This window comes from Bacteroides sp. ET336 (genome assembly GCF_024733815.1).
GTDB lineage: Bacteria > Bacteroidota > Bacteroidia > Bacteroidales > Bacteroidaceae > Phocaeicola > Phocaeicola cellulolyticus.
Genome location: NZ_JANRHK010000019.1, coordinates 33,110 through 50,626 on the forward strand (window position 1 = coordinate 33,110; position 17,517 = coordinate 50,626).

A 17,517-nucleotide genomic window follows, 5' to 3' on the forward strand; every position below is an offset into this window, starting at 1 on the left:
AAGACGTATGCAAAGATACATTTTATTTAATATCAAAGTCTATTTTTTAAGAATAAATAGTCATCAAATATCCTTTTTTAGTGTGTCTTGTTGTTATTTTATGTATTTCTTTTGTAAGTATTTTTATTTATTATACCTTTGCGAGGTTGAAACAAAAAGAATGAAAAACGGAAATATAACTAACTTTAAGAGTTTAAAATGAACAAAATTATTTCAAAAGAACATTTTTCAGAGAAAGTTTTTAAGCTTGTTATTGAAGCTCCTCTGATTGCAAAATCTCGTAAAGCAGGTCATTTTGTTATCGTGCGTGTTGGCGATAAGGGTGAACGTATGCCTCTTACCATAGCCGAAGCAGATCCTGTGAAAGGTACCATTACATTAGTGGTTCAGAAAGTGGGATTGTCTTCAACTCGTCTTTGTGAGTTGAACGAAGGAGATTATATCACAGACGTAGTAGGACCTCTGGGTAAAGCTACACATATTGAAAACTTTGGTACTGTGGTTTGTGCCGGAGGTGGAGTAGGGGTTGCTCCTATGCTTCCTATCGTTCAGGCTCTGAAGGCTGCCGGAAACAAGGTTATTACAGTACTGGCCGGACGTTCAAAAGAACTTATCATTCTGGAAAACGAGATGCGTGCAAGTTCTGACGAAGTAATTATAATGACTGACGATGGCTCATACGGAAAGAAAGGTCTGGTGACAGAAGGTATCGAAGAAGTGATCAAGCGCGAAAAGGTAGATAAGTGTTTTGCCATCGGTCCTGCCATCATGATGAAGTTCGTTTGTCTGCTCACAAAGAAATACGAAATTCCTACAGATGTATCTTTGAATACTATCATGGTTGACGGTACAGGTATGTGTGGTGCATGCCGTATCACTGTAGGGGGTAAGACTAAGTTCGTTTGTGTGGATGGTCCTGAGTTCGACGGACATCAGGTTGACTTCGATGAGATGTTGAAACGTATGGGGGCATTCAAGGATATTGAAGTGGAGGAAATCCACAAGCTCGATCCTAAACCGGATACATGCGAAGCTGTAAAACCGGCTGACGACCGTTCTGCACAGTGGCGTGAAGAATTGCGTAAGAGTATGAAACCTAAAGAACGTACCCTTATCCCACGTGTACATATGAACGAGCTTGATCCTGAATACCGTTCACACAGCCGTAAGGAAGAAGTTAACCTGGGCTTGAATGAAGAACAGGCTCTGACAGAAGCTAAGCGTTGTCTTGACTGTGCCAATCCTTCATGTATGGAAGGCTGTCCTGTAGGAATCAATATACCGACATTTATAAAAAATATAGAGCGTGGTGAGTTCCTTGAAGCTGCACGCGTATTGAAACAGACTAGTGCACTTCCGGCTGTTTGCGGTCGTGTATGTCCACAGGAAAAACAGTGTGAGTCTAAATGTATCCACCTGAAGATGGGACACGAGGCTGTAGCCATCGGCTATCTTGAACGTTTCGCTGCCGATTATGAACGCGAAAGCGGACAGATTTCTGTACCTGAAATAGCTGAAAAGAAAGGAATCAAAGTAGCGGTTGTTGGTTCAGGTCCTGCAGGTCTTTCATTTGCCGGCGATATGGCAAAGATGGGTTACGATGTAACTGTGTTCGAGGCTTTGCATGAAATTGGTGGCGTGTTGAAATACGGTATTCCTGAATTCCGTCTTCCTAACAAGATTGTTGACGTGGAAATAGACAACCTGTCTAAGATGGGTGTGGAATTCGTTAAGGACTGTATCATCGGTAAGACTGTAAGCGTGGAAGATCTCGAGAAAGAAGGATTCAAAGGTGTCTTTGTTGCATCTGGTGCCGGTCTGCCTAACTTTATGAATATTCCGGGTGAGAACTCTATCAATATCATGTCATCGAATGAGTATCTGACACGTGTCAACCTGATGGATGCTGCAAGCGAAGATTCTGATACTCCTGTCACATTCGGTAAGCGAGTTGCTGTAATCGGTGGTGGTAACACTGCTATGGACTCTGTTCGTACAGCACGCCGTCTTGGTGCAGAAAAGGCAATGATTATCTATCGCCGTTCGGAAGCGGAAATGCCTGCACGTCTTGAAGAAGTTAAGCACGCCAAGGAAGAAGGAGTAGAGTTCCTTACACTGCATAACCCTATTGAATATATTGCCGACGAAAAAGGTCGTGTGAAACAGGTTGTTCTTCAGAAGATGGAACTTGGCGAACCTGACGCTTCAGGTCGTCGCAGTCCTGTTGCCATACCTGGAGCTATCGAAACAATAGATATCGATATGGCTATCGTCAGCGTAGGTGTATCTCCTAATCCTATTGTTCCAAACTCTATTCCTGGCCTGGAACTCGGACGTAAAGGTACAATTGCAGTAAATGACGATATGCAGTCTTCAATTCCTACAATTTACGCAGGTGGTGACATCGTTCGCGGTGGTGCTACAGTTATCCTTGCCATGGGCGACGGTCGTCGTGCTGCTGCTGCAATGGACAAACAGTTGAGCGGAAAATAATTTTAGACAAGAGTTTTAACGGTTACATTCCGTTCTGAAATAATTATGAGGACAGTCTTGGCTATCTGTGATAGTTGAGGCTGTTCTTTTTTTATGGCATAAAAAAACTCGACTGCTGGAATAACAGCCGAGTTCCATATAATATTAAGTTGATATATTAATTATTAGCCGGTAAATCACTTACAGGTATAGATGTTGTTTCCGGTGTTTTTAATTGGATACTACTCCAGTCTTTCCATGTAGGAGATACAATGTATTGCGGTTCCTGCATTTTACCCAACAGAGCTGTAGCTTTTTTCACTTCAGCATTTGTTCTTTCAAACAGTTCCTGCATAGTGATATCGCCCTTTGCGTCTTTTATGGTCTTTAACAGGTAGTAAGTGTAATATCCCTGTTTCTTGTCATGATATACACTGGATGTCTGGTCGCCGCTACTTGATGAGAAACTGATTGTATTACCTTGTGGCATACCTAATTTAGGAACTACACGTACACCCTTTTGTGCTATCAGAGGAGCAGCACTCTTGTAACCACCGCTGAAACATGCGTCAAGGAAAACGTATGCACCTTTTACAGGATATGTGGCCAGTCTTTGATACAGGTCGGCAAGAGAAATACCAAGATGTATATTCTTACCGGTGATATCTACCGGCAGAAGGTATGCCTGTTTTGTCGCTTCATCATTGTTTCCGTGTCCTGAGTAGTAGAAGAATAGTTCTGCTTCAGGGTCTGTACTGGCCATGTTGAGCAACCAGTCGAGCTGTTCGTGCATCATACCTGCAGTGGCGTTTGGTATTACCTTAATTTGTCCTGTAGGGATACCGAATGTCCGGACGCAGTATTCTCTGAATATCATAGCGTCATTTACGGCGTATGGAACATTTATTTCAGCATTGGCTCCTGTCATGCTGTAGTCTTCATTACCGATAATCAAGGCATATCTGTGATTGTTTACAGCTCCTTCAGGAATGTCTTCAAGAAGTTCGCTCTTGAACGACAGTTGGAAATCCTGTACGTTTACTTTTCTGTTGGCTATCTTACCGTTTATCTTTATTGAATTTGCTGCAGTAAGATATTCTCCTACTTTTACTTTATATGCCTCGTTTATATGTGACGATTGTGTTTCTTCTACAGCTGTCAGCATTACGGCAACAGAGTCTTCTGCAAATCTCTTGTTCACAATAAATCCATAATCCAATGTAGCCACATCTCCCGGAGCTATACTGTCTATTATCATTTCCGGCGAATCTGTGGTATATACATTCTTTGGAAGTCTGAAGTTTACTTTTACATTCTTTGCAGTCTTCGTACCGAAGTTTTGTAAAGCGATAGTCAGTTTACCGTTAGAGCCAAGAGTGATTGAAGAACCGTTAGAGGCAAAGAACTGATGGTCGGCAATCTTAAGTCTTGGCATAGCATATTCCTGTGCGTTTACAATAAGTTCCGAAGGGTCCGCATCGAATCCGTTGGCTTCGAAAGCATATATATTGATTTTGGTAAGAACGGTAGGCATCTCTTTCTTTACAAGATATCTGAAAGTGTATTCTTTCGACTTTCCGGCTTCTATATTTCCACCGTCAATTTCTCTCGGACCTTCGAAATATTGGTCGTATCCCTGTTGTTCGGAAAGTCTTAATCTAATACTGTAAGCATCTCCTTTACCTTTGTTTTCTATGGTAAATTTAACTGCGAAGCTTTCTCCTGCATCAATTACTCTGTTATTGTTTCCATCGATAAAGCTGTCAACCCTTATTACTAGTTGTGCCGGATCCAGCGGAACAGGTGTGGATGATGTGTTATCTGTAACATTTTCAACTTTTTTCAGAGCTTCATTATAAGCCATCAGTCGTGGTTCGAATGTAGTAAATGAAGCACCGTCTGCTATTATCTTGTTTAGCACTTCATATTCACTGTTCATATCCATATATTGATATACCCCGGCAAGTCCTTGCATATAGATTTTTGATTCTGGTTTCTGTTTCAGAATCAACAGGAACAGTTTTTGGGCTTCAAGAAGGTATGTGGCAGCCTTTTGTCTTACCAGAGCATATTCAGTATCACTGGCTATGGTTGCTCCGTCGTTTACTATTTTTGTTGCAACATTGAAGTTGGCACGTGCCAGTCCGGTGAGTAGTTCGAAATTGTTAGGAGCAAGGGCATACAGTCTCTTGTATATGTCAAGCGCTTCTATATTGTTTCCCTGCTTTTCCAGTATTCTGGCTTTAATAGGCAGAACCTGCAGGTTGTTTGGATCTACGGCGAGAATTCTGTCAATGGCATTCAGCAGTTTGGGCATATTGTTTGTGGCAATATGTACATTGACAAGGTTGTACAGAAAGTCGAGCGAAACAGGATATTTCTGAATAGCCTTTTCCAGTATTTGTTCCTGTTCTGCATAGTTCTTCTGGCTCATGTAAATCATGTTCAGATATACATAGCAGTCTTTTTCCTGTGTCTGGTCTCCTGTTTCAAGATATAGGTTGAAATATTTTTTTGCTATTTCCAGTTTTTGCAGATTATAAGCCGAAACAGCTGCGAAATATACAATAGAGTTGTATCTGTTGTCCTTTGGTAGTATCTCGCTTCTGAATATAGGCATGTATCTTACGTCGATATAAGCCGAAGCAAAGTCAAAAGCTTTTGATGTTTCCTTCTGCTCATAGTAATACAGTGCGGCATTCAAAAGGAACGGATACATTGAGCGCAGTCTGTTTTTAGTACCGTTTATATAGTTTGAATTGTTGTCTGTTCTGGTAAGTTCGGCAAAATCTCTGTATGACTCCCATAAGTAAGCATACATGCTGTTCATGTTGTTGCCTTTGTCCTTTTCACTTTCAAAAAGAACATATTGCTGATTGGCTTTCTTGTATAAGCTGCCTGCATCTTGGGCGAATGTACATATCGAGCAGGATACCAGCAGTAAGAATGAAAATAGTAATTTAACCATAATATAAAGAATTAAAATAGAAGGACTGTAATGAATATTATCAGCCCTTCTTTAGTATGTCATTTGATATTAATCAATAATTATTTTTTAGCGTTAGGGAAAGCATCCACAATAAGGAACTCGATGTTTATACGTCTGTATTCGCCACCTCTTTCCTTAGCTACTTCAACGTGGTATTCATATTCGTTCTTAGTAGTTTGCAGTGTGTTGATATTGTTCTTTATATAGTCCATAACACCGGCAGCTCTAAGAAGAGCCAACTGTTCGTTTCTTGTGATTCCGCTTTCTTTTGTCACTGTTATGTTATCAAGATTGCCATCTTTGTAATACGGTTCGTCAACGAATTCGCCATATTGTCCTTTATATGCAATTTTGCTTCGTATAGGGCTGGCATCTGCAGAACCTGTAATTATGATTTTCACGTGTTTGCCTTCGCCCAGATAGTTTGCAAATTCGCCTTCAAACGCATTCTTGATAATCTTCATCAATGACATTGCCGCATTTGAGTTTTGTATGTCATATCCGCCTGACGGGAAGTCTTCTTTTGCAGAGAACTCTTTATTTATAACTTCATACTGATAGCCGATTTTGTAGTTCAGGATTTTTTCTCCATCTGCATTTACATCCGGAACTACTTCTGTCTTGACATTAATCTGTGTATTGTCGGTGATAAGTTCGTCCTGTTTGTTTTCAGCTACTACATCTTCCTTGATAGCTTCCAGTTTAGCCTCTTCCTGGCTTGCCTGTTGTATGATTTCCAAAGGTACGAAGTTGCTGTCGTCCTGTATAGCCGACATCTTTTGTCTTCCAAGGTTATCGTAAATATATACCTTGTTAGTAGTTTCGTTTTTAACTTCTACGTATGCCAGCTCGAATTCGTCATTTTCGTTCAGGTAATATACGGCATTCTCGAATTTCAGGTCTTTACTGTCTTTAAAAGAATCCAAGTCTTCCATTGGCACTTCAAGTGCGATAGACGACATTGTATTAAATCCGACATTAAGCATTCCGTTTGTGGTATCATAATTACCTATAAACGGATTTTCCAAGGAGATTCTGTCACCAGCCAGTTTTGTAGCAGCTTCATTTTCGAATATAATCTGCTGTTTGAGGCGTGTTTCGTCGTTCACACGGATGGCATATTCTTCCATTGTTTCACCCTGCATCATTTTCACCCATTCATTCATCTTGGCATCAACTTCGCTGTTTACCAGTTTTCCGTAGAATGGGTTCAATCCGTTGGCATCCCAGAAAGCAATGGATTTTTTTCTTCCGGAAATCAAATATACATCTTTACTCTGATTATCCATGAAGAATTTCAGTTTGGAAATTCCTTTGCCGCTTTCGTCTATTTCATCTTCTATCTTGTTGTTTTTAAGATTGATGATTACGACCTTGCTGTCGTCTTTCACAACTGCTATATATTTTCCGTCCGGATGAAAGTAAGGATTTCTCAATGTTCCTCCTATGCTGTCGAAGGTGTGGCAAACAGTCCATGTTTTTGTATCGAATATTTCCAGACCTTTTTCCTTGGTAGTGACGGCAAATTGAGATGCGTCTTTATTAAAGCTGCTTCCTGTTAATGTTGCGTCGGTCTTGATGTTCTTTCTGAGTTCTTTTGTATTGAAATTCCAGATGTTTATTTCATTGCCGTGAGTTGAAGCTATAAAATAGTTATTGGAACTCATCTCAAGTGAAGTAGCAGGAGAAGGTGTCTTTATATATGCCTGAGGAAGATATTCCTTGGTATCGTAAATGATAATTTCATTTGCAGACGTACCTGCTATGAAATGTCTTGCATTGTCCGAATAGCACATGCTTGTAGTTTCGGCATCTTTATATTCTTTTCTTTTTTCTTTCAGAGTAAACAGCTTTTTGTCTTTTGTATAGAAAGAAAAAATGCGTATTTCTTTACCTTCTCTGGATACAGCTATAGAACTTCCGGTAGGGTTGAATACTATGTTGTTGATTTTGTTGTATGTTATGATAGGATTGTCTCTTAATGCAAGCAATTCGCCGTTTGACAGATATGCAATACAGTATGTTGTATTATCAAACATTTTTATTTCATACTTTGACGGGAATTCCTTTTTATAATCAATTTGAGCGTTTGCTACATTGATGCCTAGAGTAGCGGTAAGCATACAGGCTAATAAACCAGTGCCTTTAAAAGTTAAATCAATTTTCATACTATATTCTTATTTGGTTTTTAATATTTTATCACTGTAGGTTTTGAATTCTTTAGGTTAGGCGGACACCAGCCTACAGGAACATAACTGTTGCATGTAGGTTCGCAATAGGTATATTCATTTTCATCAATGATTAATGTTTCGCCTTCCACCTTTTCATTGAATTTTATTGCTGTTGCAAGGTGTCCCGGATAATATAGCAGTACCGTTTCCAGTCCTAGCAGATCTCTTACGAGTGTAGAGAATAGTGCTGATCTGTCTTCACAGTCGCTGAAAGGGTAGTACAAAGTCTCTTCAGGAAAGAATGGATGATCTTGTCCCCATACAATATCGTCCAATTTATATTCGAAGGCTGTCTGTACGAAACCTATCAGTATATTGGCAGCTTCAATTTCATTCTTCCCGTTTATTTTTTCCTTCAGGACAGGATATAACTGTTCCTTTATGTCATTGCTTAAAGGTGTTGATGCATATACTATCCATTTAGTCATTTCGTCATTATTCGAATGAGATTGCGGATATGATAAATAGAAGTTCATCAGATTGGTGTTGAATTTCAGGTCAACACTTATTGAATCTTTTGTTTTTGATTTTATCAGGTGTGGTTCTGATATTGCCATGTCAAACTTCTGTTCTTTCCTGATGTCCAGACTCATTGAAGTTTCCCCTGGAAAATCCTTTGCGAATATGTACAAACCGTTTTCTTCAGAATCCAATGGATAGAACATCTCGTTCTGTATGTTGAAGTAGCGTTTGCCATAGATAGTATTATTGCTGGCTATCATCATGTAGAGTCTGTTTGATTTTGATCTTCCTATTCTGGTCTTGTATCCGGACTGGTTGAATAGGAATGTCTGCAACACTACAGCTTCGTTTGATTCAGCTCCATAATACTGTCTGCTTAATTCCTTTAAGGTATTGAGATAGGCCCAATCACATAGGTTATGCTTTATTCTCAAAGTCAGACAGTCTCTTATCAGGTTATTGAATGCACTGTCCGACAGATAGTTCCACATGTCAGCCACATCATTCTCTTCCGCCCCCTTAAGATTGTATTTCGACGTTTCCTTGAATCTCACTTTCATGTCTGTGCCATAAGCTGTAAACTTGAAATAAGTTTCGTTTTGCGATATTTCTTTAATAGGGCATATTGGCTTGGGCTGCTTGTCCTCTCTGTCGTTGTTTATTTTTATTATGTCATTATATTTTAAGATCTCTCTCTTCCGGTTTGCCAGTTCGTTTTGGTCCGGAGCATCTGGGGCAGGCATAGGTTTTACATCCTTTTCTCTGTCCTCAATTGATTCTTCAGAATTAAACCAAGCCCATCTGTGTCTCATGAATTCAGAGTATTTCTTGTTTATTTCATTTCTGAATTCTATGTATTCTTCTACTTTCTGTTGCTTGAATTGTTTGTATATTTCCTCCGGAGTCTGATTTTGTGAATTTACGGGTGAAAGATACAGACAACATAATCCTAATATAAGAACGGGCTTTTTCATATCTAAAAATCTAATGTTAAGGTCTGATTTCCATATGTAATATCTTTACACTCATTTTAGGATCCAGTTTTTTGCAATTGGACAGCCATTCTTTGAATTTCATATAGTCCAGCTGTCTTGGCATATATTTCCCGCCTATATTGTCAACTGCTTTTACAAAAGGAGTAGGTGAGAATATTACATATATTTGGTTATGCTCTACTGTTCCGGAACAAGCCAGTGAATACTGATCTACCAGGTTTATCTCTTCTTTTGCCATTTCAGGCGAGAAGAAAACATACTGCTGACCGTGTATAACCTTTTGCTGTCCGTCGCTGTCATTCTGATATGGTAACAGACAGAACGCAGTTGGTGTCTCGTCTATTAGATATGCTGCTACATATCCATCGACGGGTGCCTGAAAAAGAAGGTACATATAGTCGTTGTCATGAAATTCCTTGCTTATGAATCTTTCGCTTGTACCATTTCTTAGGATCATGGCCTTGAAATCGATGGATGAGTTTTTTATCTCCCTGGCCCTGCCACATACATTACATTTCACTACGAGCATATTCTGTTCGTAAGTTATTTCATACTGTGGGTCGCCGTCGTTTTCAATCCATTCTCCTTTTACTTCGCTTCCGCTCAGAGAGAAAAAACGGTTGTCTGTCTTACCATTCTCGTTTGTTATGACTGTTGAATTTGTCTGACTTACTATAGTTCCGAATTCATCTGCCAGTGCCTGTAGTTTGGCTCTGTCCAAAGCTATGTTTTTGGCCTGTTCAAGAGACTGGTTTGATGGAACGTAATAGATATATTCACCGCATACTTTTTTTGTTTTTTGGGCAAAAAAAGTACACGGTATAAATAGCAATATAAATATTGAAAGGAACTTTCTCATTATAAATTACCAGTTAAGCAGTTTGTCAAGGTCTTTACTCAAATCTTCAGCTTCGCTTTCAAGAGATTTTCTTACAGCGTTTTTAGCGACCTGCTTAGCCATTGCACTATTGTATGCGATTCTGATAAGTACTTCTTTGTTCTTGTTGTCCAAAGTACGGAATACTTCCATCACTGTGATGGTTCTTCCTATGCTTTGAGATATAAGGTTCTTGCTTGACATGATACTTTTTGTAACAGTTGCTGCATCTTCTGCGGATAATTGTGAGTTTGCAACCTGATTTTCTACGAGAGCTGTAATTTCAGTCTGAACCTGTGCAGCAAGATTTTGTTTGGCAAGTTCCAATGCCTGCATTTTGGCACCGTCGTAGTTTTCACCTGTACTGATAGCTTCTCCCATGAGGTATTTCTGGTATCCGTTTTCGTCATACTCATATTGCATTAAGTATGATTTGTCAAGTTGTTTGTCAAGTGGAAGTGCTCCTGGAGCTATCTGCCAGCCTTGTTTTTTTAGTCTTTTAGCTTCTTTTCTTGCATCTTTTGAAGCTTTTTCAGTTAATGCCTTTTTTGATAATTTTGCAATTTCCTTTCTTTCTTCCATTATTTCTTTAGCACTTTTTTCTTGTGCAAATGCGAAATTTAATGAAAGGAACATAAGACCGATTAGACAAAAGAATACATTTTTTTTCATAATGGTAGTTTTTAAATGTGTAAAATACATGTAGATAAACTCTTTCGGTCGCAAAAATAATAAAAGATGTCAAAAACGATTTGTCTAAACGTAAAAATATGTAATTTGAAATTTCTTTATGTTTTTTTTTATTTATGGTGTCTGAAAAGTTATTTTTGCTAAAAGTTTTTCCGGAGAAGAACTGAATAAATAGTTGATAAATATATGAGGTAAATATGTATTAAAGTGCTAATTTTGCATCCGTAATTTATCCTGATATAATGAATATAGAAATAAGAAAAGCCGTTACTGCAGATATTGACAGGCTGATGCAGATATTTTCCATAGCCAGAGAGTTTATGAAATCTTCCGGAAATCCAAATCAGTGGATAAACGGTTATCCGCAAGAGGAATTTATCTCTAAGGAAATAGCAGACGGACATTGTTTCGTCTGTATAAATAAGGAAAACGGAAATATAGTTGCCACGTTCTGTCTTATCAAGGGTCCCGATCCTACATACTCCTATATAGAAGATGGTGAGTGGCCTGACAATGAACCGTATTATGTCATACATCGTCTGGCATCGGACGGTAGTGTCAAGGGTATAGCGTCAATGTGTATAGAGTGGAGCTCTTTAATCTCCCCATGTCTGCGTGTTGATACTCATCATGATAACAAGGTAATGCAGCATCTTCTTGAGAAGAATGGTTTTGTGAGGTGCGGAATAATTTATGTTGCAAACGGAACACCGCGGATAGCATATCAGAGGAACACCAATAATAAATAATTCAAGTTTCTCAAGTAATAAAGTATTATCAGTCAACAAGTTGACTTTGAAGGTAAAGCTTAAATGCCAAACTGTATTCTATAATCAACTCACTGACTATTGAACTTTACATACTAAAGTTCACCTTTAGGTGGACTGATACCTTCTTTATTACTTTTATACCATAAGTTTCGCACTTGCGAAACTTTAGTAAATAACGGGTTATGAAGAAAAACAAGTTTCAGATAGAGGTGCCGGGAGGAGCGGACAAGGTTCTGCTTCACACCTGTTGTGCTCCATGTTCTTCAGCAATAATAGAATGTCTGATGCAGCACGGAGTGCGTCCTACCATATATTATTGCAATCCCAACATTTATCCTCTTGAGGAGTATAATATCCGCAAGGATGAATGTACAAGATATGCCAAGTCGTTGGGACTCGATATAATAGATGCAGATTATGATCATCCGCAGTGGCTGGAATGTATAAAAGGTATGGAGAATGAGCCTGAGAGGGGAGGACGCTGCCTTCGCTGTTTCAAAATGCGCCTGCGTGATACGGCACGTTATGCACACGAACACGGGTTTACCGTTATAACCACAACTTTGGCTTCATCACGATGGAAAGGCCTAGAACAGATAAACGAGGCCGGACACTATGCCGTTGAGCCATATCAGGATGTCATTTGGTGGGAACAGAACTGGCGTAAGGGCGGTTTGAGTGAGCGCCGTATTGCCATAATAAAGGAATATAATTTTTATAATCAGCAGTATTGCGGATGTGAATTCAGCATGCGTAAGCCTTCGGATAATAAGGTTTTATGACTGTCTTTCGGGCGTGCGCACGTTTCACTTAAAGCGTGCGTCCATTCGAATCAAAGCGTGCGCACGTTTTACATTAAATGTGCGCACGTTTTTTTTGAGACATAAAACCGGATAAAAAGGACATTTTGTATCTAAATCAAGACATGTTCTTTATTGCTGTTTTTCCTCTTCTTTTATTTCTTTTTTCTCAATCGGTTTGGAATTTTCCTTGTAAGCCGAGAATCCTTTCACTATTACCCTTTCCTTCTTCGTACCTTCGTCTTCTTCGGAAATGGCAGAGCCTAGTTTGTCTATGTTCTCTTTTATCGCGTTTCTAGTGTCAAAGAAACTGTCGAGTATCAGTTTCAGATGTTCTTCGGGCTCCAGAACACTTTCTGTAAAGAATGTATGGCAGTGCGAGTGGATACCGATTTCTTTATCGCCTTCATTCTCGGCCATGAAAACCGTAGTGATGAACGAGCTTATGTTCACTGCATTGATGACTTCTTTCAGATACGGCAGAACAGGATTGTCGGCATTAATTGTTCCCCACCACGGATACCATATCATGACAAAAGGAACTTCATCCTGGAACGACAGGTAGAAATCGTCACCCTGATACATGAAGCCTATATTGCCGTCTTCATTCTTCTCGGGGTTGCATCCCATTTTTTTCAGTGTGGAGACAATAAGTTCCTCTGTAGATATTTTAGGTGTATCGGCAGCGGGAAATCCTTCTTTAAAACTGCTTATTATCTTCTTTTCCCTTCGCCATGAAAGGTAAACTATTATTGCCGGCCATAATGCTAATGCAAGGACTGCCACAAGGATTGTAATATCGGAAATGTTGTTCATAATTTAAGGCTTTAAAACGTTTGTTGTGGTATAAAGATAATAAAAAAGATATAGAATAAAAAGGGAGAATGAAAAAATAACAGCTTAATGATGCGTTATTTTATCTTTATAATGAAAATAAACGGAGATTTTTAGTTAAGTTTGCATCCAGAATATACATATATCATTAATGAAAGAATTTGTAATATCCGAAGCACAGACCGAGAAGGCTGTATTGGTGGGTCTGATAACCCAAAACCAGAACGAAAGAAAGACAAATGAATATCTTGACGAATTGGCATTCCTGGCAGAGACTGCCGGTGCAGAAGTCGTGACACGTTTCACTCAGAAGCTTGATACTCCAAACTCCGTGACATACGTGGGTAAGGGAAAACTTCAGGAGATAAAGGATTATCTTCTGCAGATGAACGAGGACGAGGAAACGGAGATAGGTATGGTGATATTCGATGACGAACTTTCCGCCAAACAGCTCAGAAACATTGAAAACGAACTGAAGGTGAAGATTCTTGACCGTACTTCGCTTATTCTTGATATATTTGCCATGAGGGCACAGACCGCAAACGCCAAGACTCAGGTAGAGTTGGCACAGTATAAATATATGTTGCCAAGACTGCAACGTCTGTGGACACACCTTGAACGTCAGGGTGGTGGTTCCGGAGCCGGAGGTGGTAAAGGTTCTGTGGGACTTCGTGGTCCGGGTGAAACACAGCTGGAAATGGACCGCCGTATCATCCTTAACCGTATGGCGTTGCTCAAACAGAGACTTGCAGAAATAGACACTCAGAAATCTACACAGCGAAAGAACCGCGGACGCATGATACGTGTGGCGCTCGTGGGATATACTAACGTAGGAAAATCAACAATAATGAACCTTCTTGCAAAGAGTGAAGTGTTTGCAGAAAACAAACTGTTTGCTACACTTGACACTACCGTGAGAAAGGTTATCATTGAAAATCTTCCTTTCCTGCTTTCCGATACTGTAGGATTTATCCGTAAGTTGCCTACCGACCTTGTTGAGTCATTCAAATCGACTCTGGACGAGGTGCGCGAGGCAGACCTTCTGGTACACGTGGTAGATATCTCACATCCTGATTTTGAAGAACAGATACAGGTTGTGGAGAAAACCATATCAGATATAGGTGCCGGAGGAAAGCAGAGTATGATAGTATTCAACAAGATTGATGCTTACAGCTATGTGGAAAAAGCAGAGGATGACCTGACTCCGAAGACGAAGGAAAACATTACGCTGGAGGAACTGATGAATACATGGATGGCAAAGATGGACGACAACTGTATCTTTATCTCTGCCAAGGACAAGTCGAACCTGGAGGATTTCAAGAATATGCTGTACAAGAAGGTACGCGAACTGCATGTTCAGAAGTATCCTTATAACGACTTCCTCTATCAGACATACGATTTAGGCGACGAGGCTTAAGTTACAAGTTGACAAGGTCTCCATCCGGAAGGTAGCCTTGTTAACTCGTCAACTTGTTAACTCGTCAACTGAAATAAGAAAGCATACTAATAACTAGAAACTCAATAACTCAAAAACTTAAAATAATATGGCAACACCAGAATTTAAGTATCAGCCAATGTTCGAACACGGACATGACAATACAGAGTATTATCTGCTTACTAAGGACTATGTTTCAGTAAGCGAGTTTGAAGGTAAACCTATCTTGAAGATTGAAAAAGAAGGTTTGACAGCTATGGCTAATGCGGCTTTCCGCGATGTATCTTTTATGCTTCGCCGTTCGCACAACGAACAGGTTGCAAAAATCCTTACTGACCCGGAAGCCAGCGACAACGATAAATACGTAGCTTTGACATTCCTTCGTAACGCTGAAGTTGCAGCCAAGGGAGTACTTCCTTTCTGCCAGGATACAGGTACTGCTATCATCCATGGTGAAAAAGGACAGCAGGTATGGACTGGATACTGCGACGAAGAGGCTTTGTCACTTGGTGTTTACAAGACATATACTGAAGAGAACCTGCGCTATTCACAGAACGCTCCTCTTACAATGTACGAAGAAGTGAATACACGTTGCAACCTGCCTGCTCAGATTGATATCGAAGCTACACAGGGTATGGAATATGAATTCCTCTGCGTGACTAAGGGTGGTGGTTCTGCCAACAAGACTTACCTCTATCAGGAAACTAAGGCTATCCTTAATCCTGCTACTCTTGTTCCTTTCCTTGTAGAAAAGATGAAGACTTTGGGTACAGCAGCTTGTCCTCCATATCACATCGCATTCGTAATCGGTGGTACTTCAGCTGAAAAGAACTTGCTGACAGTGAAACTTGCTTCTACTCGTTTCTACGATAACCTGCCTACTACAGGTAACGAATACGGACGCGCTTTCCGCGACGTGGAACTTGAAAAACAGGTATTGGAAGAAGCTCACCGTATCGGTTTGGGTGCACAGTTCGGTGGTAAATACTATGCACACGATGTACGTATCATCCGTTTGCCACGCCACGGAGCATCTTGCCCTGTAGGTCTTGGCGTTTCTTGCTCAGCTGACCGTAACATCCGTTGTAAGATCAACAAAGACGGTATCTGGATTGAAAAACTTGATTCAAACCCAGGCGAACTGATTCCTGAAGAATTGCGTCAGGCTGGCGAAGGTAACGCAGTGAAGATTGACTTGAACCGTCCTATGCCGGAAATCCTTGCAGAACTTGACAAGTATCCTGTAGCTACACGCCTTTCTTTGAACGGTACTATCATCGTAGGCCGTGATATCGCTCACGCTAAACTGAAAGAACGTCTTGACCGCGGTGAAGACCTTCCACAGTATATCAAGGATCATCCTATCTATTATGCCGGTCCAGCCAAGACTCCGGCAGGTATGGCTTGTGGTTCTATGGGACCTACAACAGCCGGACGTATGGACCCATACGTTGATCTGTTCCAGAGCCACGGAGGCAGCATGATTATGCTTGCTAAAGGTAACCGTAGCCAGGCCGTGACAGACGCTTGTAAGAAGCACGGTGGTTTCTATCTTGGTTCTATCGGTGGTCCTGCAGCTATCCTTGCCCAGAACAACATCAAGAGCATCGAGTGTGTGGAATATCCTGAACTTGGTATGGAAGCTATCTGGAAGATTGAAGTTGAAGATTTCCCAGCATTTATCCTCGTTGATAACAAAGGAAACGATTTCTTCAAGCAGATTAAGCCTCGTTGCGCAGGAAACTGCAAATAATATTTTAGTTGACGAGTTAACAAGTTAACGAGTTGACAAGAATTCGCCGGATTGCAAGTCCGGCGTTTCTTTTATCTAAATTATGAGTTTTTAGGTTTTTAAGTTCTTAAGTTAGTCGATGCTTACAAACTCACAAACTCACAAACTTACAAACTCACAAACTCACAAACTTACAAACTCACAAACTCATGCATATCATTCAATTTATTAAGAACTGGACTTTACCGATAGCTATGGCGATGGGGGTAATACTTTATTTTGTATATGTGAACATACCTTTCCTGGAGCCGACAAAACCGTTTGTGGAACATGCTGTGGCTGTATTGCAGCCTTTGCTTATTTTTCTGATGCTTTTTCTCACATTCTGTAAGGTTGATGTGAGTGAGCTCAAGCCTTGCAGATGGCATGCCGTGTTGCTTCTCATACAAAGCCTTTCGTTCATTCTCATGGCCGGAATTCTGTATATATTCCCTGATATGCACTCCAGAATATTGATTGAGGGAGCTATGTTGTGTCTTATCTGTCCTACGGCTACGGCTGCAGCAGTAGTGACCGGAAAACTGGGAGGCAGTGCTGCACATCTTACATCATATACAATTCTGATAAACCTCGTGACAGCTTTTCTTGTTCCGCTGGTGGTTCCCGTCATACATCCGCAGGAAGGAGTAGGATTCCTTTCTTCATTCCTGATGATTCTTGGAAAGGTATTTCCTCTGTTACTGTGTCCGTTTATTCTGGCAGTCCTTTTGCGTTATCTTTCGCCTAAACTTCATGCGTTTATAGGAAAGTATCACGGATTGTCATTTTATCTATGGGCTGTGGCGCTGACTCTTGCCATTGCCGTAACAGTGAAGAGTATAGTCCATAGTGACGTGTCTATATGGTATCAGGTAGGTTTGGCTTTTATTTCGTGTATAGCCTGTTTCCTTCAATTCTATATAGGGAAGAGAGTAGGCCGCAAATATGACGATACTATTAGTGCCGGGCAGGCGTTGGGACAGAAAAATACAGTATTGGCCATTTGGATGGGATACACTTTCTTTACTCCTGTTACTGCCGTTGCTGCCGGTTTCTACAGTGTATGGCATAATGTATTCAATTCTTATCAGCTTTACCTTAAACGTAAGGAAGAGGAAAAATAAAAACAACGGCTGCACCGGAATTAAATCTGATGCAGCCGTTTACTATAATTGTGTGTTTATCAGCTAA

At 40.3% G+C, this 17,517-nt stretch carries 12 protein-coding genes; 6 read left to right on the plus strand and 6 right to left on the minus strand.

Annotated elements, in window-relative coordinates:
* The first annotated feature begins 198 nt into the window (after positions 1-198).
* Positions 199-2,493, plus strand: a complete 2,295-nt coding sequence (locus NW213_RS14085; protein ID WP_235339358.1) for a bifunctional dihydroorotate dehydrogenase B NAD binding subunit/NADPH-dependent glutamate synthase — start codon at positions 199-201, stop codon at positions 2,491-2,493.
* A gap of 157 nt (positions 2,494-2,650) precedes the next feature.
* Here the strand turns inward: NW213_RS14085 and NW213_RS14090 are convergent, their stop codons facing one another.
* From NW213_RS14090 to NW213_RS14110, 5 genes are all read right to left on the minus strand, one after another.
* Positions 2,651-5,440 (minus strand): caspase family protein, encoded by a 2,790-nt coding sequence (locus NW213_RS14090; RefSeq protein WP_258323156.1) that lies wholly within the window; start codon positions 5,438-5,440, stop codon positions 2,651-2,653.
* 80 nt (positions 5,441-5,520) lie between these two features.
* The gene (locus NW213_RS14095; protein WP_375338159.1) at positions 5,521-7,629 is read right to left on the minus strand and encodes a WD40 repeat domain-containing protein; all 2,109 of its coding nucleotides are present in this window, start codon (positions 7,627-7,629) and stop codon (positions 5,521-5,523) included.
* 20 nt (positions 7,630-7,649) lie between these two features.
* A complete protein-coding gene (locus NW213_RS14100) occupies positions 7,650-9,128 on the minus strand; it encodes a hypothetical protein (protein ID WP_258323157.1) in 1,479 nt (492 codons plus the stop codon).
* A gap of 16 nt (positions 9,129-9,144) precedes the next feature.
* On the minus strand, positions 9,145-10,008 hold the full coding sequence (locus NW213_RS14105) for a DUF4384 domain-containing protein (protein WP_258323158.1): 864 nt from the start codon (positions 10,006-10,008) through the stop codon (positions 9,145-9,147).
* A gap of 6 nt (positions 10,009-10,014) precedes the next feature.
* A complete protein-coding gene (locus NW213_RS14110) occupies positions 10,015-10,698 on the minus strand; it encodes a hypothetical protein (RefSeq protein ID WP_258323159.1) in 684 nt (227 codons plus the stop codon).
* Between the two features lie 260 nt (positions 10,699-10,958).
* Here NW213_RS14110 and NW213_RS14115 point away from each other — a divergent pair, with 260 nt between their 5' ends.
* The gene (locus NW213_RS14115) at positions 10,959-11,465 is read left to right on the plus strand and encodes a GNAT family N-acetyltransferase (RefSeq protein WP_204393514.1); all 507 of its coding nucleotides are present in this window, start codon (positions 10,959-10,961) and stop codon (positions 11,463-11,465) included.
* Positions 11,466-11,668: 203 nt separating this feature from the next.
* A complete protein-coding gene (locus NW213_RS14120; RefSeq protein ID WP_258323160.1) occupies positions 11,669-12,268 on the plus strand; it encodes an epoxyqueuosine reductase QueH in 600 nt (199 codons plus the stop codon).
* Between the two features lie 150 nt (positions 12,269-12,418).
* On the opposite strand, the gene NW213_RS14125 is transcribed toward NW213_RS14120, so the two are convergent.
* Complete coding sequence (locus NW213_RS14125) at positions 12,419-13,093, minus strand: hypothetical protein (protein WP_204393539.1); 675 nt, start codon at positions 13,091-13,093, stop codon at positions 12,419-12,421.
* A 178-nt stretch (positions 13,094-13,271) separates the two neighbouring features.
* Between NW213_RS14125 and hflX the strand changes: the two genes are divergently transcribed.
* The 3 genes from hflX (at position 13,272) to NW213_RS14140 (ending at position 17,450) form a co-directional block, all read left to right on the plus strand.
* A complete protein-coding gene (gene hflX, locus NW213_RS14130) occupies positions 13,272-14,537 on the plus strand; it encodes a GTPase HflX (protein WP_154044969.1) in 1,266 nt (421 codons plus the stop codon).
* A 127-nt stretch (positions 14,538-14,664) separates the two neighbouring features.
* Complete coding sequence (locus NW213_RS14135; RefSeq protein ID WP_154044968.1) at positions 14,665-16,308, plus strand: fumarate hydratase; 1,644 nt, start codon at positions 14,665-14,667, stop codon at positions 16,306-16,308.
* A 188-nt stretch (positions 16,309-16,496) separates the two neighbouring features.
* The gene (locus NW213_RS14140; RefSeq protein WP_258323161.1) at positions 16,497-17,450 is read left to right on the plus strand and encodes a bile acid:sodium symporter family protein; all 954 of its coding nucleotides are present in this window, start codon (positions 16,497-16,499) and stop codon (positions 17,448-17,450) included.
* The last annotated feature ends 67 nt before the right edge of the window (positions 17,451-17,517 follow it).

What these genes read in the sequence shown, in the direction of transcription:
- NW213_RS14115 (WP_204393514.1), top strand. Translation starts at nt 10,959, where the DNA reads ATGAATATAGAAATAAGAAAAGCCGTTACTGCAGATATTGACAGGCTG.
- NW213_RS14095 (WP_375338159.1), bottom strand. Translation starts at nt 7,629, where the DNA reads ATGAAAATTGATTTAACTTTTAAAGGCACTGGTTTATTAGCCTGTATG.
- NW213_RS14090 (WP_258323156.1), bottom strand. Translation starts at nt 5,440, where the DNA reads ATGGTTAAATTACTATTTTCATTCTTACTGCTGGTATCCTGCTCGATA.
- NW213_RS14140 (WP_258323161.1), top strand. Translation starts at nt 16,497, where the DNA reads ATGCATATCATTCAATTTATTAAGAACTGGACTTTACCGATAGCTATG.
- NW213_RS14110 (WP_258323159.1), bottom strand. Translation starts at nt 10,698, where the DNA reads ATGAAAAAAAATGTATTCTTTTGTCTAATCGGTCTTATGTTCCTTTCA.
- NW213_RS14120 (WP_258323160.1), top strand. Translation starts at nt 11,669, where the DNA reads ATGAAGAAAAACAAGTTTCAGATAGAGGTGCCGGGAGGAGCGGACAAG.
- hflX (WP_154044969.1), top strand. Translation starts at nt 13,272, where the DNA reads ATGAAAGAATTTGTAATATCCGAAGCACAGACCGAGAAGGCTGTATTG.
- NW213_RS14085 (WP_235339358.1), top strand. Translation starts at nt 199, where the DNA reads ATGAACAAAATTATTTCAAAAGAACATTTTTCAGAGAAAGTTTTTAAG.
- NW213_RS14105 (WP_258323158.1), bottom strand. Translation starts at nt 10,008, where the DNA reads ATGAGAAAGTTCCTTTCAATATTTATATTGCTATTTATACCGTGTACT.
- NW213_RS14135 (WP_154044968.1), top strand. Translation starts at nt 14,665, where the DNA reads ATGGCAACACCAGAATTTAAGTATCAGCCAATGTTCGAACACGGACAT.
- NW213_RS14100 (WP_258323157.1), bottom strand. Translation starts at nt 9,128, where the DNA reads ATGAAAAAGCCCGTTCTTATATTAGGATTATGTTGTCTGTATCTTTCA.